This window comes from [Mycoplasma] phocae, assembly GCF_003332325.1.
Taxonomy (GTDB): domain Bacteria; phylum Bacillota_I; class Bacilli_A; order Mycoplasmatales; family Metamycoplasmataceae; genus Metamycoplasma; species Metamycoplasma phocae.
Window position 1 is genome coordinate 223,676 of record NZ_CP029295.1, and the last position, 24,236, is coordinate 247,911.

The window sequence follows — 24,236 nt, forward strand, 5'->3', positions numbered from 1 at the left end:
TTATGAAAAATAAAAGATTATATTTAGCTTCTCTACCAATTCTCTCAGCCTTGCCAATTGTTGCAGTAAGTTGTAATAATCATACAAATGAAGATAAAGAACCAAATCTACATTTTGATACCGATAATATTGATAGCAATCAACAACAAGACATTATTATTAAAAATCCATTTCCTCAACAAATTCTCAAATTATATAATGACGAAATAACTGAACTATTTAATAAAACTAAAGAAAACTATCGAAATTATCGAATTAAATATTTACCACTAAAAAGAAATGTCGAAATTTTGCGAAATAAATTAATTTCTTTAGCACGAGAACAAAGTATTAAAGCTAATTCTGAAGCAATTACAAAGTTCTATGAAAAATGACTAAATAATGATATTAAAACAATGAAGAATAATTTATTTGGTATTTATCTTTTCAAATACACACTAATTTTTCAAGATGTTGATGCAGTGTTGGCTGACACTAACTTAGTTTTTGAATCAAAAGAATTTGTCAAACATCTTGAAATTATTGATAAAAGAAAATCTGGTTTTGATGTTAATTTAGGGGAAGTACAAAGAAGTATTGACGCAGCCTGAAAATTTCTAAAATCACATATTTATGATCCTTCTAGAATCACAAAAGCTGAAAATTTGGCTAATATTAATATTGAATCGGATAAAAACTCACACAATCACTCTCATGCAATTGTCAATCTAACTTATGAAATGGGACTATGACATGAAGAGTTTATGAAACACAATGCTAAACAGTTAAAAGATTTCGAAGCTGATTTTGCAAAAATAATTCCCAACATTGTTGATAATATTAACCATATTGAATATGAAGATAACTTTAAAAAGATCGATGAAATTCTTTCAGGAGATAATAGTTGAACCAATAAATATAACCTGCTAAAGCAATCGCTTCAAGAAGATGGTAAATCGCTTTTATTAAAAATTAAAGATCTACTAGAAAAAATTGCTAAAGAGGATAATTTGCAAAAAGATATCTCACTAAATTTATAAAAAACAGGAAGCTTTTATGGTTTCCTTGTTTTTTATATCGATAGAAATACGGTTGTTCTATCAATTACTTCAATATTTTGTGGATTATCTGAATATATGCCTGTATCGGCACTAACAATAAAAGTAATTTTATATTCAAAGTCTGCATCAAATCTACCATTTTCAATTTTCATATTATATATTTTTAAAGGTTCAACAATTATTCCTTTTAGTGATAGTATTTTTTCGTGAGTGATGGAATCTTCTAATATCGCATCTTCTTTTACTGTATCAGCAATTATATCCCCACCTTTATATTTGAATAATCACGAAGAATTATTTTTTATTTCATATCCATTAGCTCCTAACTTTAATACACTTCAACTTGGGAATCCAAAGTACCTTATTACTTTATTTTTTTCTTTTATTTCAAGTTTTTCTAACTCCGAACTACTTAGTTTTTTTCCATATTCATTGTATAAATTAGTTAATAATTTTTTATATCTTGGATTAGAAATATTCCCTATTATTAAAAAATCTTTGCCATAATTTTTAAAGCGATTGTCATTTAAAATTTTTGGAAATCCTTCAATTTTTAAAACAACATTTTTCGAACGAATGGCTACATCACTTTCATTTTGATATGTCACTGTATATGACAAATACAATATTCCATCAATATCGTTTGAAGTTACTGAATTTATATCAATAAATAGTTCTCCATTTCTATTAAAATACTTATTTTTAAATTCTTCATAGTTTAGACTGTTAAATAAATAATTTAAAAGTTTTTTATCTTGCTGTCATCTACCTTCATAAATTGATGCATATTGAGAAAAATTAATTTTAGAACTATTTATTTTTTCATTTTCAAGAATATAGTTAAGAATATCGTCATCTTTTATTTCTATATTTTGAATTAAAATTCTAAAAGCAGAAAGAGGTAAACTTGAAATTTTCTCATCTTTATTCATACGTTTAACTTTGTATTTATATACGAAATCAAAATTTACTAATTTTGTAGATAAATCAAAGTTAAAACTTTTTATTTGTAATAATCCTTTTTTATAAAATTCGTTTATTAGAACATCATTAGATTCTATATCTATATAATTTATTAATTCTTCATTTTTTAATAAATTTATATCGTTTATTGTCTTTTTATCTCCAATCAAATTATTTTTATTAATAGTAGCTTTAATATTATTTTTAGAAATTTCCTGTACTGACTTGAAGCCGCTTATTTTGTGTTTTTGCAATGAAAATGGATGTTTATCATACATTCCTTCGACAGATATTGTTATATCACCGGTTAAATCACTAAATGCCAAAATATCTAAACTATTGATGACTATTTTTTCGTTTTTTTCCTTAATGAATTTATCTAAATTAAGAGAAACTGGAATATTCATATTTAAATTTAAAATTGTAATTAATTCGTTTATCTTTTCATTGTCAAGGACAATCGGATCTAATACTTTATTTTTATCCGTATCATTTTCTTCTTGATCAGGTGATATAGGAATAGTATTTAATTCATCTTGCTTTTTCTCGTTATTTTTCTCATCATTTTCAATATTAGGCTTTTTATTTATTTCCTCAACATCTTTTTTGCTTATATTATTATCAGGATTAGGAATTAAATCAGATTTTTTATCATCAATATTTATATTCTTTTTATCATCTTGTTGTTCATTATTTAATGGTGGAGTTTTATCTTTTTCTTCATCATTTTTATTTATTTTATCATCTAACATTGGAAATGAGTTTTTAGTATCATCACCCATGTTATTTTCCTTGTTTTTCTCTGCATTATCAACTTCTGGTAGGTTTGGTTTAATAATTTGATCTTTATTGCTTGTATTGTCATCTAGATTGTCAGGGTTTTTTATTTCGTTGTTATTTGGCATTGGAGATTTTGATATTATGTCTTGATTTTTATTATTTATATCATTATTAGATTTTTCAGACTTTGGTTTAGGTTGTAGGTCTTTACTTGAATTATTAGGAATGATACACGAAACAACCACTGTTGAAGATAAAGCAATGACAATGGGGGTTAGTATATATAATATTTTCTTTGATTTTTTCATATTTTTACTTTCTCTATTTGATAAAAATCTTGTATTTCATTTTTTATATACATATATTTTATAATTATTTTTATTTAAAATAAAATTTTTTGGCAAACCAAATTTGGGAATAAAAATTTTAGTAAAGTTATTTGAAATTAAATACCTGCAAAAATTTAATATTTATAAAAAAACTTGGATAATATCCAAGTGTCTTTTGTTTCCATGAAATTGTGTTTTCTTTTATCAACGATATTTCTTTAGTGTTATTTGAATCAACGTTATTGGCATAATACACATAAAATTTAATTTCATAAGTAAATTTAGCGGTTAAACTTTCTTCTATTTTATTAATTTCAAAATTAGAAATTTTTATTGGTTTAATTTGAATTGAATAAAATGAAATTTTTTCTTTTCTCGTTTCTGGGTCTATTAATATTCCTGTATTAGTATCTAAAAGGTCTGAAAGCTTTGTACCTTTAAATTGAAATTCCCAATATGATCTCGCATCATTGACAATATATTTATTTTGACTAGAATTATCAGTTTTTCTTAAAATATTTCATTCATTAGAAAATCCTAAAAAAGTTAATAAATTAGTTTTGTCAGTTATTTCTAAATTAGTTAAATCATTCTCGTTTTTAACTTTGTCATATAATTTTTTTATTCTTTCTTGAAAACTATTTTTGCCATCAATAAAGCGATTCTCAATTAAAATAAATTGAGAATTTAAATCTTTATCAGATTCTGCCTTAGGAAAATTTTTAATTTCAATGTTTTTTGTTTTAGATCTTTTCATTTGATCATTAACTTCAAGAATTATGTGATAAGAGACGAACAGGATTCCATTAATGTCATTAGCCTTAACCTTCTCAATTTGTATAAATAATTGTCCGGTTTTGTTTTTGAAATAATCAAGACCTTTTGTTTCATCTAAATCAAAAAATTTTGCCACAATTGCATTATTAACAATTTTTGACCTATTTTCATAGAACGAAGCAAAAATTTTATTATCTTCATTGTCTTTAACTTTAACTTGTATTTTTTTGTCTAAAATGTAATTTAATACATCAATTTCTGTTATTTTATCGTCAGTAATAGGAATACGAATTCCATCAATTTTTATCTTATTTTCAATTTTAACATCTTCATTTAAGGTCTTCGATTTATTAATGTAATATAATGAAAAAGTTAGTGACTTGTTTTGACCTAGGTTGATGTTTTCAACCTCTATTAACTTTTCGTCAAACAAATGATTTAGTAAAATTCCATTTACATTAATATTTATGTAAGTTAATAATTCTTCACCTTTGATTGCAAATAAATCTGCTATTTCCTTTTTGGTTTTTATTAATCTCTCCTTGTTTATAGATACTGTGATAGCTCTTGAATTCTGCATAAAGCTATAGTTATTAAATCCACTTATTTCATAATTATTTAATAAAAATTTTTTATTTTTATAAGTTCCTAAAATCGATAATATAAGTATTCCTCTTGAGTCACTAAATGATAGTATTTCTATTTTAGTTATTTTTATCATGTCTTTTGATTTATTTGTTATATTTTTTATGTTAAGAGAAACAGGGATTTTCTTGTTAATTTCTAAAACATCAACCACTTCTTGTTGTTGAGCATTATTTAAATTTATTGTTTCTGTTTTTTCATTGTCATTGGGTATAGGATTTGGAATAACATTATCACCATTTTTATCCTTATCAAGCTCTAAATTATTATTTTCATTGTCCTTATCATCTTTATCTAGATTTTGTTTCGGAGGAGTGGATATTATGTTTCTGTTATTATCCTTCATTTCGTTATTAGAATTGTCTAGTTTTGTTTTGGGAATTGAATTTGGTGAGAGTGTAGAATTAAACATTGGATCTGGAGTCGGAGTAGGTGGTGTAGGTTCAGATTTTGGTTCTAATGGTGGAGTTTGTTTAGGATTTGGAACAAGTGGTTTTGGCGAAAGTGTATCATTAACGTTAGCACATGCCGCCGCAATTAAAGGTAATGTTGCAATTGGGGTAGATAAAGTAACTCATCATTTAAAGTTTTTTTGTTCATATTAGATCGCCTTTTGTTTTGCAAAATTTTAGTAAATTTAATCTTTTTATATCTATTTTATAACTATTATTAATTCCATACATATAAATTTAGTTTTAAGCTTAAGTATTATAATCAAAATTTATTTTAAAGCTATTATTTATAAAATTAAATTCATAGTAAAAACCTGGATTTATGGTCCAGGTTTAATTTTGTTGTTTTCAAGTAATTTTAGTTTTTTGAGTCACGGAAATTTCACTTGTATTTTTAGATTCAATATTATTTGAATTGTAAACAAAAAATTTTATTTCATATATAAAATCTGCCGTTAAGCTTTTTTCTTGCTTATTAATGATCAAATTAGATATTTCTAACGGTTTAACTTGTAATAAGTTAAATATGATTTTGTCTTTATTTGTTCTTGAATCTTCTAGCAAAATACCACTACGAGTATTTAAAAGATCAGATATTTTCATATTTTTATATTTAAATTCTCAATATGATTTTGTATCATCAACCATAAATTTATCCTGTAATTGATTATCATCTTCTCTGATTATGCTTCAGTCTAAAACAAATCCAAAATATTTCATTAAACTAGAAGTGTCATTTATTTTTATGTTCTTTGCATTTGCGTCGTTTTCATATTGTTTATACAAATTTTCTAAATTTTGTTTAAATTTATTATTATTGGTAGTCGTTAAGAAGAATTCTGATTTTAGATCATTATCATTTTTCGCATTTAAAAAATTTTCTAATTTTATAATCTTCGTTTTTGAGTTTTCATTTTCATATTTAACAAAATATGAAATTAATAAAAATCCTTCAACATCGTTTGATTTAATCTTGTCTATTTGTATTGATAAAAGGCCATTTTGTTCCTTAAAATATTTTTTATTATCATTCTCATCAAATTCAAAAAAAGTACTTACTATAGAATTTTTTGCATTATTTTCCCGACCTTCATAGACTGAAGCAAATATTTTTTTATTAAGATTTTCTTTTATTTTAACTTTTTTATCTAATAGAAAATTTAAAATATCCTTATCGTTAATTTTTTCATTTGAAACAAAAATTCTAGTTCCGATGATTGATATTTTTTCTATATTTTGAATTTTTCCCATTTTTTTTGACTTATATAGATAATTAAACGAAAATGTTAATCTATCTTTTTTTCTATTTAAATTCGCATATTCTAATTCAATAATTTTTCTATTAAACAAATCATTTAAGGAAATGTTATTTGAATTAATATTAAGATATTTTAATAAGTCATGATTCACAAATGATGAAATATCTTGATTTGTTTTATTATCTTCTATTAAAGAATTTTTGTTTATCGAAACAATAAAATTAGTTAAATTTTTTAATGCACTATAATTTTGAAAACCAGTTATTTGATAATCATTTATGCTGAAATTTTGATTATTATAAGAACCTGTAATTGAAAGTGAAAGAATACCTTCTAGGTCATCAAATGATATTGCTTCCGCTTTTAAAACTTTAATTTTATTTGTACTTTTTTCAACTAATTTTTCCAAATTACTTGATACCATCATTTTCTTATCAAAACCAAAAATGTCTATTACTTCTTTCTTTTGATCTTCACTTAAAGTAATAAGTTTTGGTTTTTCATCCTTATCCATATCATCATCTGGTTTTGGAGGTTTAGGTGTAGGATTTGGACTGGGTTCAGGTTGTGGATTAGGAGGAGTTGGTGGAATTGGTTCTGGTTTTGGCGATGGTTGTGGATTTGGGTTTGGTGTTGGTGGCTTAGGTCCTGGTTCCGGCTCAGGTGTTGGAGGAACAGGATTTGGTTTTAAATTATTATCAGTATTATCACATGCTGCAGCAATTAGCGGCAATGTAGTTATCAAAGATGGTAGGACAATTCATCATTTAAAATTTTTCTTTTTCATAGTTAGATCTCCCTTATTTGTTTTATAAAAGTTTAACACTTTTAAACGTTATATGAATATTTTATAATTGTTGAATTTGAAATAAAATATTAATAATGAATAAATGGTTAAATTAAAAATATAAAATAATTTAATACCATTTATAAGTTAGGTTGCATAATTTAGACACTCCAAGAAAATAAGAAGTGTTTTTATGTAAAACAATTTTCATTTAATGAAAAAATAAAATAATGCAAACTAATTGCAAAAAGTGGATTTGAAATTGTTTTAATTCTCGGTTTATCATCAATAATGAATATTGATGGAAAATATAGGTATCATCGCACTAACGGTCAAATTAGATATAAAAGAAAGTTATTTCGAGATTGATGTATTACATATAATTTTAATATTAAGGATCTAAAATCCAAAACATAAAATCATCAAAAGGTAAATTATTTCGCCCTAAAAATCAAAAATTTAATGATTTAAATAACGAGGAAATTTACTTTATTTTTGGCGCTCTTATTGGCTTAATAAAGCAAGGATGCTTATTGAAAAATAGATGATCAGATTAGTTCTTTGCGAATCATCGGCAATAAAATATTGATTTTATAAAATACATAAATTTGAGATAAAACAAAAAAAATTGATTATAAAAATTTCGTACAATGTTTTCACGCAATGTGGAGTAAGTGTCTAAATTATTTCACCTAAGTTATATATTATTTTTGCCGTTTTTTTCATATTTGTAGACTTTATTTATTTGTAGAACTTTAAGATTTTTAATTTATATATTTATATTTTATTATTAATAACAATTAAATTTAAAATATAGTTTTTTAATAAAAATAAATTATAAAAAATCTTCAGTGCGAAGATTCTTAAATATATTTTTCAGGGTGTTCTTTTTTCATTTTAGATATGAATTCTTCTTTATCTAAATTCCCATATTTTTTCATTAATTCACAACATTCTAAATATTCATGTTCTGCTCATTTGACATCTTCAAAACCAGTTACTTGAGTTTTATTTTTACCCTTAAATTCTTTGTAAGTTGAGAAAAAATTTCTTACTTTAACAAGTCACATTTGGTCAATATCATCTAAATTCTTAATGTGATCTAAACGATAATCATCAGCATGAACTGCAATCAATTTTGTATCAGTTTCTCCGGAATCAATCATTTTCATTGCGCCGATTACTCTTGCGTTAAGTGATGTGCCGGGTAAAAATGTTTCAGATGAGTAAACTAAAACATCTAATTCATCACCGTCTCAGTCAAGAGCTTCAGAAATGTAACCATAGTTAGCTGGATATGTAAATCCTCCTCTTAGGATTCTATCAACTTTAATTTTTTGTGTCTTTCGATCATATTCATATTTAATGCTTGAATTTTTACTAATTTCAATATTTACTTCAATATTTTTCATAAATTAAATTTTAGCATTTTTATGACTCTTTCTCTTTCTTTTATTAATTTTTTCTCATTTTAAAAAGTTGCTCATAAAAACTAATTAAACTATAGGGTAGGAGAGAAAAATGAAAATTTATTTATATGGAAAAATTGTGCATGTTAGCACTAACTATTTAATTTTAGATCATAATGGTGAAGGTGAACTTATTTATGTTCCAGATATTCAAAGATTTAAAAAAGAAGAAGTTAAAAAGATATTTATATCAAATGTAATTAATGAATATAACAAAATTACATATGGTTTCGATTGTTTTAAAGAGCTTGTTATCTTTGAAGATCTAATTGCGTTACAAGGATTGGGTCCAAAAACCGCAATCGGTATACTGAATTTAGGATGAGAAAATGTAATAAATTACATTGCTAATGATGATAGAAAGGCACTAATGGAAGTTTCCTATGTTAATCAACGTGTAGCAAATAATATTATTTTTGCTTATCGTGAAAAATATCAAAAATTCTTATCAAAATTAAGTGACGAAGAAATTTCAAAATTTAACGGAAAAATAATGAATAATACTAATACAAGAGAATTTGAAGACACTATGAAAATGCTTGGATTCAAATCACAACAAATAAAATATGCGTTGGAGAATATGAGTATTAGTGAAAATATTGAAGAAAGTGTTGAGAGGGCCATTAAAATTATAGGAAATAAGATTAATGAAGCAAGAGTTTAGGGTTGATTCCTTTGATAGATTCATTGGCCAAAATAAAATAACTAGTATTCTAAAGATAATGATATCATCTGCCAATGAACAACAATCAATGATTGACCATATTTTATTTTATGGACCCCCAGGATTAGGAAAGACAAGCTTAGCAAAAATTATTGCAAATGAGTTTAAAACTAATATCGTTTATGTTCAAGGTCCGATGATTGAAAAGAAAAGCGATGTTTTAACAATTTTTTCGTCCATTCAAGAAAATGACATCATTTTTATTGATGAAATTCACGCAATGAATAAAAATGTTGAAGAGCTATTTTATTCTGCCATGGAAGATTTTGCAATTGATATTGCTTTAGGTGTTGATGGAAACAAAAAAATAATGCGCTTAAAATTAAAAAAATTTTCACTTATTGCCGCAACAACAAAATTTAATTTATTATCAAAACCATTAAAAGATAGATTTGGTTATATTGGTAAATTACAACCCTATTCAAATAAGGAAATTGAAAAAATTATTAATCAGTCAACAGCTGCTAATTCAATAAAAATTGATAAGGAATCAATTGAATATATTGCTAAACATTCAAGACAGACACCGAGAATAGCAAATAATTTGTTAAAAAGAGTCAATGATTTTTGTATTTATGAAAAACAAAAAAAGATTACCATTGACACTGTAAAATCAGCTTTTGAATATTTAGATATTTATTTATATGGTTTGTATTTACCACAAATTGAATATTTAAAAGCACTAAATAAAACGTTTTATAATAGATATGCATCCTTGGATTCAATTTCATCAATTATTAAAGATGATAGGAGTTCTATTTTAAATGAAATTGAACCTCTACTTTTAATTTATAAGTTAATAGAAAAATCGTCAAGAGGAAGGCGGATAACAAATGAGGGAATAAAATATTTAGAAGAGCAAAAACTTATTTAAAAAAAAGAATAAGAGTTTTAGTATAATTATATGCTATGAAAAAGGCAAAATTTATTAATAATAAGTTTAGATGATTTTTAAACATATTTTTTATAATTATCATGATTCTAGCAATTGTTTTCGGCGGAGTTTTTTATTTAGGACCAAAACTAAAAGAAAATTCATCAAATCAGGTTTCTAATGCCAAAATTGGTTTGAAAATACAACCTAGAAATTTAGATGGTCAAAATAAGACAACTAATCCACATGATATTATAAATTTGACACAAAAATATATCCAGAGTAAAAATGGTGCTTTAACATCAGCATACTCTTTTAAACTACTATCAAATTCACTAGTATCAATCACTGGAAATGATGTTAAAAGTGATGAAGAATTAAATCGATTAATTTCTAATTTGGTTAATAAACCATATCTAACACTTACTGATGAAAAAGGAAATCCATTGTTCTATAAAGGAAACTTTATTTCAAGAATTCCTAATCCAAATGTTGAAAATCGGATCAATAAAACATTAGAAGATTTTATCAATGATGGTCCGGAAGATTATAATATTAATTTATTAGAAAATCCAGCAACTACTTATAATAGGGGCGGAATAAGACAAAGAATTCAAGTTAAATTAGATAGAATAGGTTGAGAACAATTTATTCAATTATCAAATGAATATTTTTATCGAAATATTATAAATAACAACAATAATTCAAATCCTAATAATCCATCTCTAAAAGTCTATTTTTGATTAAACTTACATGATTTTATTAGAGAAGCAAAAGAAAAATTTCCAGAAGATTGAAAAAAATCAGGTGAAAATCCAGTTAACTTTGCTTATATTAATAATAGTGCTAATCCAGAAGAAAGAAAAGATGAAAATGGTAGAGTTATTGAAACTAAACCACCAGTTTTAAAATTAAATGAAATTAATGCAAGACAGTATTTAATAAGTAGCGAAAATCCAGCTGCTCTATTATCTCCTGATAAAAGTGAATCATCATTTTATTTAATTAATAGAAACGAACATGGGTTAACCGATGAGGCTATTGCCTATGCAATTAATTACTCTTATTTACCATTTAATTTTGTTAAAGAATATAGTTATTTCAACGTTAATTTAAGTAATAATCAAAATAATTATTTAATTGTTATCGCAATCTTATTTTCATTATTTTCATTATTTTTAATTGCTAAATATAGATTATTGGGATTCATATCATTATTATCACTAGGTTTCTTTATCTTTGTATTCCTATCAATAATTACGGCATTTAATATTTCTATAACACCGATTATAGCCTTCGCAATAGTGTTTATGATATTCATCGTTTTTGAATTAATTCATAATAAGCTATCAATTTTTAAAAAAGAAATTAATGAAGGTTCAAATGCAAATAAGGCTATTAACAAATTATCTAAACATGGTTTTATTGTTGGTCTTGATAGTATTGCGATTTTAATTATTAGTTCAATTATTGCTATATTTATTAGCTTTTTATATGTCAATACGCTTGGAACAATAATTTTTATTGGTTCCCTATTAGCACTGTTTACCGTAGTTGTTATTAATACATTATTGTTAAAAAGTATTGTAAAAACAGAAACATTTGACAAAAACTCAAGTGCCTTAGTTTATAAAAATCAAAAAGCATATACTTTTGTAAGTAAGTTCGATTTAATAACTAAATCAAAATATTTCACAATAATTTTTGCGGTAATTGCTATTTTAACAATAGTAATTTGAGGAATCTTTGCTGGAGTAAACGGATCTGCATTAAATGGTTTAAATTTGACCAATGAAGCAAAATATTCTTTTTATTACACATTAAGTACTGGTTCAAACAATAGTTTATCTTTAGAATCAGCGCAAGAAATAGCTAATTATATTAGAAATAATTCTCAAGCTCAAGCAAATGTTTTACTTCAAAACATGTCAAATATTGTTGGCTCAAGAGTTTATATGGTTGAAGTATGATCAAATTCGGATATTTCTAGCCTAATAAATTCACCAAACTTACCACATTCATTAGAGCTAATTGAGAAGTCAATGAATGAAATTAGAATCTTAGATTTAGGACTTAATATTGGACTATTAATGGGAATAATAGTTGCTTCATTATCATTAGTATTTGTATACTTTAGTATGAGATTTTCATTAATCGCAGCTTTAATTGTAATTATAAAAGAAGCACTAATTATTATTTTTGTGATGTTATTCACAATTATTACTTATACTAATATTAATAATAGTATTTTTGGAACTTTAGTTCTGTTAACCATGTTGAACATTGTTGATTCAGCGATTAGTTCTCAAAGAATAAAAGAAGAATTTAAAAAAGATTTAAACACAAAAAATTTCATTTACGAAAAAGAAAAAATTGATGAATTGTTTAAAATTTACATACAAGATATTTTCTTTAGACAAGCTATAAACATTTTTGTAGCAATTGCGCTAATGTCTGTAATCCTACCACTAATTACTAATTTAAATCCTACATTTGTTATAAGTTTAAGTCTTGGAATTATTTCTTTAAGTTTAATAAACATATTCCTAATACCAAACATATGAAGACTGTTATATATTAAGAAATATGAAATTAAGAAAAATAGAATAAAAAATAACTATTGAAAAACAGAAGAAATAGAAGAACAAACATTTATTGGAATTAATGATTTTTCAATTTAGTAAAAAGGGGAATGGATGTTTAAAAGATTAAAAGGAATGAAAGATATTTTTAAAAAAGAAGCAGTAATTTTAGAATATATTAAGGCTTCCTTTTTTAAAATTGCAACCAATTATAATTTCGATTTCATTGAAACACCACTGTTAGAAGATATCAACCTGTTTGTTAGATCATCAGGAGAAATGAGTGATATTGTTTCTAAAGAAATGTATCACTTTAAGGATAATAGTGGAAAAGAAATTGCTCTAAGACCAGAGGGAACTGCTTCTGCTATTAGAGCATTCGTTGAAAATAAAATTAATAACTTAGAAAATAGTAAATTATTTTATTTTGGTCCTATGTTTAGACACGAGCGTCCTCAAAAAGGTCGCTTTCGTCAATTTAATCAAGGTGGAGTTGAAATTATCGAAAATAAAAGTATTAATGCTAATTTTGAAATTATTAAACTTGCGCTGGATTTTTTACATGCGATCAAAATTAGTGATTTTACTCTGGAAATAAATAATTTAGGTTCAATGGAAACTAGAACTAAATATATTAAAGTGCTAAAGGATTATTTTACCTTACATCAAAATGAATTGTCTGAAATTTCAAAACAAAGACTCGAAAAAAATGTTTTGAGAATATTAGATGATAAGGATGAATCAAAAAAGACATTTGTTAAAAATGCTCCAAAATTAATTGATTATTTATCCAAAGAAGAATTACATGATTTTAACGAGCTTTTAAATAAACTTAACGACTTCAATATTAAATATAAATTGAACCCCTATTTAGTAAGAGGCTTAGATTATTACAATGATGTTGTTTTTGAATTTGTTTCAAATTCTGAAGCCCTAGGTAGTAAATCCACAATATTAGCAGGTGGAAGATATGATGGGATGATAAATTCTTTTGGCGGACCTAATCTAGGTTCAATTGGATTTGCCTTTGGGGTTGAAAGATTACTTGAGATTATCAATTTTAACTTTGATAAATATGAGGAATTAGTCGAAAATAATCTTATCCTAATAGCATTTTTAAATGAAGAAGAAGAACAAGAAATACTTAAGATTGCATATGAACTAAGAAAGTCATTTAAAGTCAAATTAATTAACAGTAAAATTAATATTAAACAATTATTTAAATTACAATATAAATATAATCCTCGTTACTTAATTTTCAAAGAACTGAACTCAAAAAATAATGAAATTAAAGTTAAAACCTTTAAAAGTGAAAAAAGTATTGTGTATAATGGAAATGATAATTTTCAAAATCAAATTAGGGAATTGGAGTAAAAAAATGAAAAAATATTATTGCGGAAACATAAATTTATCAAATTTAAATCAAGAAATTGAATTATTTGGATGAATTGCTAACAAAAGAAAATTTAAACAACAAACTTTTATAGATTTTAGAGATTCAACTGGTCTAATTCAACTAGTTTTAGAAAATGTTTCAGATCCTAAATTAACAAAAGAAAGTTGTTTGAAAATAAATGGAATTGTTAAGAAAAGAATAGAAGCTAATCCAGAGATGAAAACAGGAGAAATTGAAATATATGTATCAAGTTATCAAATTTTAAATTCATCTAAACAAATTCCATTTGAAATTGGAAATAAAAATATTAATAACCCAAATGAAGATCTTAGATTAGAATATCGTTTCTTAGATTTAAGAGAAGAAAAAATGTTGTTTAATCTTAGATTGAGACACCAATTGAATTTAGCAATCAGAAACTTCTTCAATAAAAAAGGTTTTATCGAAGTCGAAACTCCAATTCTAGCTAAATCAACGCCAGAAGGTGCAAGAGATTATTTAGTTCCAACAAGACGTAAAGGAAAGTTTTTTGCTTTGCCACAATCACCACAATTATTTAAACAACTCTTAATGGCATCTGGAATTGAAAAATATTTTCAAATAGCTAGAGTGTTTAGAGATGAAGATTTAAGAAAAGATAGACAACCAGAATTCACACAACTTGATATTGAAATGTCATTTAGCAATCAAGAAGAATTATTTAATTTATGCGAACAAATGTGACAAGAAATTTTAGAACCACTTGGACATAAAATAAAAGCACCTTTTCCAAGAATGGACTTTGATTATTCAATGAATCATTATGGAAATGATAAACCTGATACAAGATTTGAATTTCTTATTCAAGATTACACAGAAGAACTTGGCAAAAATTACAATAATGAATTTGTCAAAGCAATTATCTTTGACCGAGACATTACTGAAAATAAAAAAATCGTTAATGAAATTTTCAAAAAAAACAATGGTAGCACTTTAGATATTATTGATATTAATAATTCTAAAAGTGAAATTGCAAACTTTTTTAAACATAACAAAGAAGCAAAAGCTTTAAAATCTCCATTTGCTATTATTTCAGCAAATCAAGATAAAGACGATGCCTTAAAATCACTAGGAGCAGTAAGAACATTATTGAATGAACTTTATAATCTTGCTAATCCTAATAAACTTAATTTTATTTGAATTGTTAATTGACCGATGTTTGAATTTGATAAAGAAACTAAGACATACGCTCCTGCACATCATGCTTTCACACAATTTGAAGAATCAACTCTTAAGTATTTAGAAACTGGAGAATTTGATAAAGTTAAAGCAAAATCTTATGACTTAGTTTTAAACGGATTTGAATTAGGTTCTGGTTCAATCAGAATACATGATCCACTAATTCAAAAAAAGATGTTTGATATTCTTAATATTTCAGAAAAAGAACAAAAAAATCGTTTTGGTTTTTTCCTAAAATCATTTGATTATGGCTTGCCTCCACACAATGGCGTAGCATTTGGAATTGAAAGAATTCTAATGATACTAACCAATTCGAAATCAATTCGAGACGTAATAGCTTTTCCTAAAAATGCCAAAGGAATTGACTTACTTACAAATGCACCATCCGATGTTACGTTAGAGCAATTAAATGAGTATGGTCTTGATATCAAAAAATAAAAGAGGAGAATAAAATGGCAGCAGTTACAATTATTTTAATTACATTTTTAATGATCATATCATTTTCAATTGTTGGAATTTCTTTTATGATGGCACCAGATTCAAACAGTTTTAGTGGAGCTTTAGTTGGAAGCAATGATTTAGACTTATTTAAAGTTTCAAAAGAAAGGGGAATCAAAAAAGTTTTAAAGTGATCGATGATTACCTTAGGTATTTTATTATTCACCTTATCACTAGCATTGAGAATAATTATTCAACAAGGTTAAAAAATATGTTATATACAAAAAATAAAGAAAAAACTACAAATTTAAAAATTACAAAACAACAAATTTTAGATTTGATAATACAAAAAAAGGAATTAGCTTTTATTCAAATTGCTAGAATACTAAGAATTCCCCCACAATTAAATAATGAATTAACTTTAAAAATAAACGAATTAATTAAAGAAAATTTAATTGAAGAAAACCGTGAAAAAAAATATATTCCTATTTACTTTTTATTTGATTTTGAAGGTACAATTTCGATAACAAATAAACGTCTTGGGTTTTTAGATTTTGAAATTAATTCAGAATCTAAAAGCGCTTTTTTAAATTCAAAACAATTACGAGCATCATTAGATGGTGATCTTGTTTTGGCGAAAATATACTACTATTATGATGCTAATAATAATTTACTATATAAGGCTAATCTAATCAAAGTAATAAAACACAATAAAAAAATTGTTATTGGTACAATTAATCAATTCAATAATAAATTCTATTTTAATGCTTTTGACGATCGCAATAAAGCCAATTTCATACTAGCTAATGATAAAGATATTCCTGATGACATAACAAACAAAGATCTTGTTAGTTGTGAAATTTTAGAACCTAATTCTGATTATGTCAAAGTTGCGTTTAAAAAGCGAATATCAAATCTGGATCATGATGATTATAATATTGAAAAAATCATGGCTTCAAACGATGTTTCGCGAGAATTTAATTTAGATGTTTTAGAATATACAAAGAGTCTACCAATCGAAGTAAGTGAAGACGAAATTGCTAACCGAGTTGATCTTAGAAATTTAATGACCGTTACTATTGATGGCCTTGATACTAAAGATTTTGATGATGCTATTTCATGTTACAAACTCGACAATGGTAATTGAAAATTATTTATTCATATTGCTGATGTTTCATACTATGTTAAAGAAGGTGATCCAATCGATACTGAAGCACTTGCTAGAGGAACAAGTATTTATTTACCTGACAAAGTAATTCCGATGTTGCCATTTGAATTATCTAATGGAATTTGTTCTCTTAACCCAAATGTTTGAAGAAATTGTATAACTTTGGAAACCGAAATTGACAATAATGGCAATAATATTAATTCAAAAATATATGCTAGTGTTATTGAATCAAATTATCGATTAACATATGACCAAGTTAATCAATATTTTCAAAGTCAGATAAATATTCCTAATGATGTTTCTAAGCTTTTAGATTCATCAAGAAAAGTAGCTAAAATTTTAAAAACAAAAAAAGAATCAGAGGGATATGTCGATTTTGAAATTAAAGAATCAAAAGTTATTATGAAAGATAACAAAGTGGTTGACATTGTTGTCAAAGAAGAAGGCGAAAGTGAAAAATTAATTGAGCATTTTATGATTCATGCAAATGAAACAGTTGCCGAAATTATGATTGCTCACAAAATTCCTTCAATTTTTAGAGTTCATGATAAACCATCTGATGATAAATTATATGCCTTGCAGGAATTATTAAAATTTAGCAATATGAAAAATATTTCTGTTCCAATGGATGGCGATCCTAGATCATTTGCTGAAATGATAGAAAAAATTAAAAGTAATTCTTTTGACGATTATTTAAAAATGGCAATGCTAAAAACTATGCAAAAAGCAATTTATTCCTCAAAAAATATTGGTCACTTTGGTCTAGGTTCAAAAGCATATTCTCATTTCACAAGTCCAATTAGAAGATATCCCGATTTATTGCTGCACCGTTTAATTAGAAATTATATTTTTCAAACTAAAACTTTGGATGAAGATAGTAGTAATAAACTTAGCGCTAAAATTGAAGAAATTGCATTAAAAAATTCGGAATCAGAAAAAATTGCGATGACTGTTGAAAGAGATATTGTTGATATTAGAAAAGCAGAATTTTTTGATAAATTAATTAATCAAAAATTTGATGCAACATTGACAAACATTGAAAAATTTGGGGCATTTTTCAATATTGATAAATACCAAACAAGTGTATTAATAAGATTTGAAAACATGGATGATAATGTTCTAAAAATTAACGATTTTTTAGCTAAAGGAGCTAAGACTTCATTAAGTGTTGGAAAAAAATACTTAATACAAATCACCTCAATTGATCGTGAAAAAGGAAATATTAATGCTATGTTAGTTTAACATCGCATTTTTTTTGTAAAATTATACTATGTCAAAACTAATTATCAAAAATAAATTTGCTAAATCAGATTACGAAATTGACAATAAATATGAGTGTGGAATTGAATTATTAGGATGAGAAGTTAAAAGTTTACGAGCAGCTAATGCAAAACTTGATAATGCTTTTTGTTCTATTAGTTCTAAAAACGAACTTTGATTAAATAACTTAAATATTGCTCAATATATGCATGTAAAAGGTGATTCTTATCGGACAAGAAAACTTTTAATGCATAAAAATGAAATCTTAAGGTTAAAAAATAAACAGGATCGTATGAGTTTAATTTTAATACCTTTAAGTATTTATTGAAAAGATAATCATATTAAAGTTGAAATTGCTTTGGCAAAAAAATTAAAGAAATTTGACAAGCGTGAAAAAATTAAAGAAGAAGAAATCAAGAAAAGAACAAAACTAATTTATTAGGGGATGTAAAGGCTTCGACATATGTTAATGCTATTAAACTTCAGTGGTCTTGTAAACCTAAATACTTCTAGGCTTTTTAAGCGCAGAACAAAAAAACGAAAAAGCATCATTTGTTAACTCAATGATGTACTCAAACCCAGTTTACGCATACTAGTTAAATTGGTCGATTAGCAAATAGCTCGGTTTGCTAAAATCGTTGAGAGCTTGATAACGAAATTTTAACCGCCTTCGTTATGACATTTAGGTTAATCGGCGAATAGAATTTGTTAGTTAATATATTTCGCTTAAATCATTAACTGAATAAACTTGTAAACGTTTAATAGCGGCGATGTGTGGACCGGGGTTCGATTCCCCGCATCTCCACCATTTTTTTTATTAAATTTAATATTTAATTTAGAAAAGTATATTTATAGATATAATAAAAGAATAAAAGTATATAAAATAGGAGGAACAAAATGCCAGTTCGTTTAGTAGTTAACCATGATGATGGTTGGGCTGTGAAAAATCCCAAAGGGAAAAAAGCTTTAAGAATTTTTAAAACTCAAAAGGAAGCTGTGGATTATGCTAAATCACTTAAAGACACCACTTCTGTAAATGTCCAAAGTAAAACCGGAGCTTTTAGAAAATTCACAAGTTAAAATATGTATAAGATTTTAGATGGTAAAAAATTAGCTTCAAGCATCAAAGAAGAAATTAGCGAAATTATTAATAAACTAAATAAAGACGACATACCAACTTTAGGAATATTACAAGTTGGTGATTTAGCTGAGTCTAATATTTATATAAAACATAAAATAGGGATTGCTAAAGAAATCGGCATGGAAACTATTTTGATTAAATTAGCAGAAAATTCTAGTGAAGATAGCATTATTGCAGCTATTAATGATTTAAAACAAAAAAGTGATGGATTTATTATTCAGTTGCCAATGCAAACTAATCAAGTAAAAAATACACAAAAAATTTTAGATCTAATTCCAAAACATCAAGACATTGATGGTTTGAGTTCACTAAATAATGATGTTGATTATAAACTTATGGATAGTTTTCTACCTGCTACACCATTAGGAATCATAATTTTATTGAAACATTATAATATTTCGTTAACAGGTCAAAATATAGCTGTTATTGGCCAAAGTAGAATTGTTGGATATCCTTTGTCTAATTATTTTGAACAGCTAAATAATAAAGTTTATCGATATGATAAATTTACGCCAAAAGATACAATCATTAAAAATGATATTGTTGTTATTGCTACAGGAGTTAGAAATTCAGTTAGTGTTGACCTAATAAAACCAAATGCTGTTGTTGTTGATGTAGGAATACATAGAATTGATGACAAAATTGTTGGTGATGTTGATTTTGACACTTATAAAGATATTGTTTCGTATATTACCCCTGTGCCAGGCGGAGTTGGACCTATGACTGTTATTTCATTAATATTAAATCTAATAAAAGCTAAGACCATAGCAAATTCAGGACTCGCTAATTTATATGACAGAATAAAAAAATACTGATAGATTTTTTAGATATTTAAAAAGGTACAAAACATATTGTATCTTTTTATTTTTTTATGTAAAATATTAAAAATATTATTTTTAAAAAGGAGACAAATATGATTATTGGCATAAGCGGTATGATTGCTGCGGGTAAAAGCAGTCTATCAGAAAAACTTCACAAACATTACAAAGATTCGTATATGTTACACGAATTTGAAGAAGATGACGAGGTGTTTAATACTTTTTTAAAATGACTTTATGAGAAAAAACCTAATTTAACTATTGGTTTTCAATCTTATATTGTAGAAAATCACTCAGCAAAATTTATTGAAATGTTAAAAAAATTTAAATATGAAAAACAGGATTTAATAAAAAAACATATATTTTTGGATAGATTCTCAGTTGAACATTATATTTTTGCAAAATTAATTTTAAAAGAAAAAGAGCCACGCTATTTAGAGGCCTATGATGCGCTTTTTGAGAAATTAATTAGTAAAAGTGAGTTACCAAATTTAGCAATATTTTTAGATATTAATTTTGACACATTTAAAAAGAGAATATTTGAACGTGGAAGAAATAGTGAAATTGAAAATTGGGACAATAATTATGATTATTTTAAAAAATTACATGATAATTATTTAACTATTTTTAAAGAAATATCAAATAAATTCAACCTAAATTATATAATAATTGATACAAATAACCTAACAGAAGATCAAGTGTTAGAGAAGGCAATTGCAATAATCGATAAGGAGTCTTTAAAATATGAAAATAGATTCGAGAATAGATAGAATATTATTTGACCAAGAAACATTAGAAAAGCGAATATCTGAATTAGCCAATTGGGTAAATGACGAATATAAAAATTCTGATAATTTAATTTTAGTTGGACTACTAAAAGGATGTTTACCCTTTATGGCTCAACTAATAAAAGGAATAACAGTTGATTTCGTAATGGATTTTATGATAACAAGTTCATATGAAGGCACTGACAAATCATCAGGAAATGTTAAAATTGTTTTAGACTTGATAAATAACATAGAAAATAAAGATGTTTTAATAGTTGAAGACATTGTTGATACTGCTAAGACAATGGAAAAAGTAGTTTCAATGTTAAAATCAAGAAATCCAAAGTCATTAAAGGTTTTAACACTGTTAAATAAACCAAGTAATAGAGTTGTAAATTTTGAACCAAATAACTATGGATTTATTATTGGAAAAGATGATTTTGTTGTTGGTTTTGGATTTGATTGAGATGAAAAAATGCGACAACTACCATACATAGGAACAATAAAGCTAGAAAAATAGCTTTTTATTTTATTTAATATAAAAAAAATAATTTAAGTTATTAGATATTATAATTATAAAGTTATGATAGAAGTAAAAAAATTATGTTATAAATATCCCGGCGCTCAACGTTTTGCTTTGTTTGAAGTTGATCTCAAAATTGAAGATGGACAGTATGTTGCAATTTTAGGTCACAATGGTTCTGGAAAGAGTACATTTTCCAAAGTTTTATCCGCAATTTATAAATCAACATCAGGAAAAATACTGATAGACGGATTAGAAATAAATTCAGAAAATTTACGAGAAATTCGTAAAAAAATCGGAATAGTTTTTCAAAACCCAGATAATCAATTTATTGGATCGACAGTTGAGGATGATATTGCTTTTGGATTAGAAAATAAAAAAATGACATATGAAGAAATGCATGAGATTGTTTTAAAGTATGCAGACGAAGTTGGAATGTTAGATCAACTAGAGCGTGAACCACAAAATTTATCAGGTGGACAAAAACAAAGGGTTGCTATTGCTTCAACACTAGCTTTAAATCCAGATATTATCATTTTCGATGAAATTACTTCTATGTTAGATCCCAAAGGACGAAATGATATTTACAAAATAATTCATAATTTACACAAAACTACTAACAAAACTCTAATTTCAATTACTCATGATATGGATGAAGCTTTATTAGCTGATAAATTAATAGTTTTCTCTGGTGGACAAGTTATCGCTCAAGGAAAACCAATTGAAATATTAAATAATAAAGAAATTATTCAAATAGCAAAAATCGATTCACCATTTATTTATAAGTTAAGCCAAATGATTGAAGGAATTGACCCAACATATGATGCAGAGGAGCTTATTAAACAATTATGCAAATAAAAGTTCAAAATATATCAAAAGAATACAATAAAGGTCTTCCTACATATATAAAAGTTTTAGATGATGTTTCGGTTGAAATAAATGAAAATGAAGCAATTTCAATTATTGGGCCAACAGGTTCAGGAAAAACAACTTTAATAGAACATTTTAATGCTCTTCTAATTCCCAATTCGGGAAAAATCATTTTTAAGGATGTTCCTTTTGTTCAAAAACAAAAAAAACCAACTAAACCAAATAAATCAAAATTTAAAGATCAAGATGAATATAATAAAAATTTAGAAAAATACAAAGCTGATTTGGCAGAATATTTAAATATTCCAAAATATGAAAGAATAGAAATTATTGAGACTGATATTGAAATATCTAAAACAATAAAAAAAATAAAAAAAGTTAAATCTTTGCGGAAACAAGTTGGTGTTGTTTTTCAATTTGCTGAATATCAACTTTTTGAATCGACAATTGAAAAAGACATTATTTTTGGTCCTATTTCAATGGGTATTAAAAAGAATAAAGCAAAAGAATTAGCAGGTAAATATTTAGAAATGGTGGGATTACCAATTGATTATTTACATAGAAGTCCCTTTAATTTATCAGGAGGACAAAAAAGAAGAGTTGCTCTTGCTGGAATCTTAGCAATGGAACCACGATTTCTTGTTTTGGATGAACCAACTGCTGGATTAGATCCTCAAGGTGTTGAAGAAATGCTTCAACTATTTTATAATTTATACAAACAAGGAAAAACAATTGTTATTGTTACTCACGATTTAGATAATGCTCTAAAATGAACAAACCGAACATTATTTGTTAAGGATGGACAAATTATTAAAGATGGTAACACCTATGAGATTTTAAATGACCAAGAATTGCTATTAAAAAATAATTTAATTCCAACAAAATTACTATCATTTGTTGCTAAACTAAAAGAAAATAATATTGATGTTGGCAAAGTTACTAGTATTGATGAATTAGGAAACAAATTAAATGAATATTTAAAGAATAAAAAATCAAAAAGGAGTCGCAAACATGAATAAAGCCATTATTGGAAAATATTTGAATTTGGAAACTCCTATTCATAAATTAGATCCACGATTAAAATTTTTAGCAAATATTCTTTTTATAATACTTTTTTTTATTGCCGATCACTTTATTACTCTAATTATTTTGACAATTTTTATGATGGTAGTTTATATTATTGCCACTAAATCAATTAAGTCCTGTTTTTCAAAATTAAAATTACCGCTTTATATAGCAATTTTTTTACTCATTGTTAATATGCTAACAATTAAAGGTGCAGCCGCCAATGCTAGTGGAGAGTTTATTCCTATAGGTTCGGAGGCAAATGTTGATTCATATGTTTACTACCGTGGTAAAACAATAATTAACACTATTTATTGAGCGCCATTTGGCCAAGATAAGGTTTTTCAATTAACTAAATTTACTATTTTTAGAACAGTATCAATATTTATAAGAATTTATGGTGTTATTCTAACAACAACAGTACTAACAGTATCTACAAAGCCTGTTTTGTTAACTAGGGCAATCAATGATTTACTATTTCCATTAAAATTAATTAAAATTCCAACCGAAATAATTACTATGATAATCTCAATCGCACTAAGATTCATTCCTACACTATTAGAAGAGTCAGGAAGAATAATGAAAGCTCAATCAAGTCGGGGAGTTGATTTTAAAAATGGAAATATTAAAGATAAAATGAAATCTTTTGTAGTTTTAATTGTTCCTATTTTTGTCTCTTCATTCACAAAAGCCAATGATTTAGCTGATGCTATGACTTCGAGAGGATATGAACCATATTCAAAGAGAAGTCATTATCGTCAATTATTTCCTAGTTGAAGAAATATGGTCGCAATTTTATTAATAGGATTGTTATCAGCGTTTGTTATTGTATGTCAATTAGATGCAGTTAGCTTGCCATCATGATGATTAGTAACATTTCAAAGAGTTTAG

At 25.6% G+C, this 24,236-nt stretch carries 21 protein-coding genes and 1 other RNA gene; 18 read left to right on the forward strand and 4 right to left on the reverse strand.

Translation table 4 applies throughout. From position 1 onward, the window contains the following. The first annotated feature begins 2 nt into the window (after positions 1–2). Positions 3–1,019 (forward strand): HxHSH motif-containing lipoprotein, encoded by a 1,017-nt coding sequence (locus DA803_RS06050; protein WP_114190780.1) that lies wholly within the window; start codon positions 3–5, stop codon positions 1,017–1,019. Positions 1,020–1,051: 32 nt separating this feature from the next. Here DA803_RS06050 and DA803_RS06055 read toward each other — a convergent pair whose 3' ends face one another. Further along, entirely contained in the window at positions 1,052–3,091 is a 2,040-nt protein-coding gene (locus tag DA803_RS06055; protein WP_114190781.1) for a hypothetical protein, read from the reverse strand. Between the two features lie 127 nt (positions 3,092–3,218). Further along, on the reverse strand, positions 3,219–4,880 hold the full coding sequence (locus tag DA803_RS00995; protein ID WP_114190782.1) for a hypothetical protein: 1,662 nt from the start codon (positions 4,878–4,880) through the stop codon (positions 3,219–3,221). Here DA803_RS00995 and DA803_RS01000 point away from each other — a divergent pair. Next, positions 4,858–5,139: a hypothetical protein gene (locus DA803_RS01000; protein WP_114190783.1), complete on the forward strand. Its 282-nt coding sequence runs from the start codon at positions 4,858–4,860 to the stop codon at positions 5,137–5,139. The two genes, DA803_RS00995 and DA803_RS01000, sit on opposite strands and share 23 nt — an antisense overlap. Before the next feature lie 180 nt (positions 5,140–5,319). Here the strand turns inward: DA803_RS01000 and DA803_RS01005 are convergent, their stop codons facing one another. Both DA803_RS01005 and DA803_RS01015 read right to left on the reverse strand, forming a co-directional pair. Continuing rightward, on the reverse strand, positions 5,320–7,032 hold the full coding sequence (locus DA803_RS01005) for a hypothetical protein (protein WP_170120257.1): 1,713 nt from the start codon (positions 7,030–7,032) through the stop codon (positions 5,320–5,322). Between the two features lie 863 nt (positions 7,033–7,895). Further along, a complete protein-coding gene (locus DA803_RS01015; protein ID WP_114190786.1) occupies positions 7,896–8,444 on the reverse strand; it encodes an inorganic diphosphatase in 549 nt (182 codons plus the stop codon). A 109-nt stretch (positions 8,445–8,553) separates the two neighbouring features. Between DA803_RS01015 and ruvA the strand changes: the two genes are divergently transcribed. From ruvA to DA803_RS01095, 16 genes are all read left to right on the forward strand, one after another. Continuing rightward, entirely contained in the window at positions 8,554–9,165 is a 612-nt protein-coding gene (ruvA, locus tag DA803_RS06060; RefSeq protein WP_114190787.1) for a Holliday junction branch migration protein RuvA, read from the forward strand. After that, positions 9,149–10,099: a Holliday junction branch migration DNA helicase RuvB gene (ruvB, locus tag DA803_RS01025; RefSeq protein WP_114190788.1), complete on the forward strand. Its 951-nt coding sequence runs from the start codon at positions 9,149–9,151 to the stop codon at positions 10,097–10,099. The genes ruvA and ruvB overlap by 17 nt, the downstream gene beginning before the upstream one ends. A gap of 35 nt (positions 10,100–10,134) precedes the next feature. Next, complete coding sequence (secDF, locus tag DA803_RS06065; RefSeq protein ID WP_114190789.1) at positions 10,135–12,780, forward strand: protein translocase subunit SecDF; 2,646 nt, start codon at positions 10,135–10,137, stop codon at positions 12,778–12,780. A 15-nt stretch (positions 12,781–12,795) separates the two neighbouring features. Then, entirely contained in the window at positions 12,796–14,055 is a 1,260-nt protein-coding gene (gene hisS / locus DA803_RS01035; protein WP_114190790.1) for a histidine--tRNA ligase, read from the forward strand. Positions 14,056–14,059: 4 nt separating this feature from the next. Continuing rightward, the gene (gene aspS, locus DA803_RS06070) at positions 14,060–15,733 is read left to right on the forward strand and encodes an aspartate--tRNA ligase (RefSeq protein WP_114191191.1); all 1,674 of its coding nucleotides are present in this window, start codon (positions 14,060–14,062) and stop codon (positions 15,731–15,733) included. Between the two features lie 14 nt (positions 15,734–15,747). Beyond that, the gene (gene secG / locus DA803_RS01045) at positions 15,748–15,999 is read left to right on the forward strand and encodes a preprotein translocase subunit SecG (RefSeq protein WP_114190791.1); all 252 of its coding nucleotides are present in this window, start codon (positions 15,748–15,750) and stop codon (positions 15,997–15,999) included. A gap of 5 nt (positions 16,000–16,004) precedes the next feature. Further along, positions 16,005–18,143, forward strand: coding sequence for a ribonuclease R (gene rnr / locus DA803_RS06075; RefSeq protein ID WP_114190792.1), 2,139 nt, complete (start codon positions 16,005–16,007; stop codon positions 18,141–18,143). 28 nt (positions 18,144–18,171) lie between these two features. Further along, positions 18,172–18,603, forward strand: a complete 432-nt coding sequence (gene smpB, locus DA803_RS01055; protein ID WP_170120258.1) for an SsrA-binding protein SmpB — start codon at positions 18,172–18,174, stop codon at positions 18,601–18,603. Further along, positions 18,603–18,969: a transfer-messenger RNA gene (ssrA, locus tag DA803_RS01060) on the forward strand. The genes smpB and ssrA overlap by 1 nt, the downstream gene beginning before the upstream one ends. Positions 18,970–19,058: 89 nt before the next feature. Further along, on the forward strand, positions 19,059–19,241 hold the full coding sequence (locus tag DA803_RS01065) for a DUF2188 domain-containing protein (protein ID WP_114190793.1): 183 nt from the start codon (positions 19,059–19,061) through the stop codon (positions 19,239–19,241). A 3-nt stretch (positions 19,242–19,244) separates the two neighbouring features. Beyond that, complete coding sequence (locus DA803_RS01070; RefSeq protein WP_114190794.1) at positions 19,245–20,120, forward strand: bifunctional 5,10-methylenetetrahydrofolate dehydrogenase/5,10-methenyltetrahydrofolate cyclohydrolase; 876 nt, start codon at positions 19,245–19,247, stop codon at positions 20,118–20,120. Positions 20,121–20,215: 95 nt separating this feature from the next. Then, a complete protein-coding gene (locus DA803_RS01075) occupies positions 20,216–20,890 on the forward strand; it encodes a deoxynucleoside kinase (RefSeq protein ID WP_114190795.1) in 675 nt (224 codons plus the stop codon). Further along, positions 20,865–21,407 (forward strand): hypoxanthine phosphoribosyltransferase, encoded by a 543-nt coding sequence (gene hpt / locus DA803_RS01080; RefSeq protein ID WP_114190796.1) that lies wholly within the window; start codon positions 20,865–20,867, stop codon positions 21,405–21,407. The genes DA803_RS01075 and hpt overlap by 26 nt, the downstream gene beginning before the upstream one ends. A gap of 63 nt (positions 21,408–21,470) precedes the next feature. Further along, positions 21,471–22,268: an energy-coupling factor transporter ATPase gene (locus DA803_RS01085; RefSeq protein ID WP_114190797.1), complete on the forward strand. Its 798-nt coding sequence runs from the start codon at positions 21,471–21,473 to the stop codon at positions 22,266–22,268. Continuing rightward, entirely contained in the window at positions 22,259–23,299 is a 1,041-nt protein-coding gene (locus DA803_RS01090; protein ID WP_114190798.1) for an ATP-binding cassette domain-containing protein, read from the forward strand. Before DA803_RS01085 ends, DA803_RS01090 begins: the two co-directional genes overlap by 10 nt. Next, complete coding sequence (locus DA803_RS01095) at positions 23,292–24,236, forward strand: energy-coupling factor transporter transmembrane component T family protein (RefSeq protein WP_114190799.1); 945 nt, start codon at positions 23,292–23,294, stop codon at positions 24,234–24,236. Before DA803_RS01090 ends, DA803_RS01095 begins: the two co-directional genes overlap by 8 nt.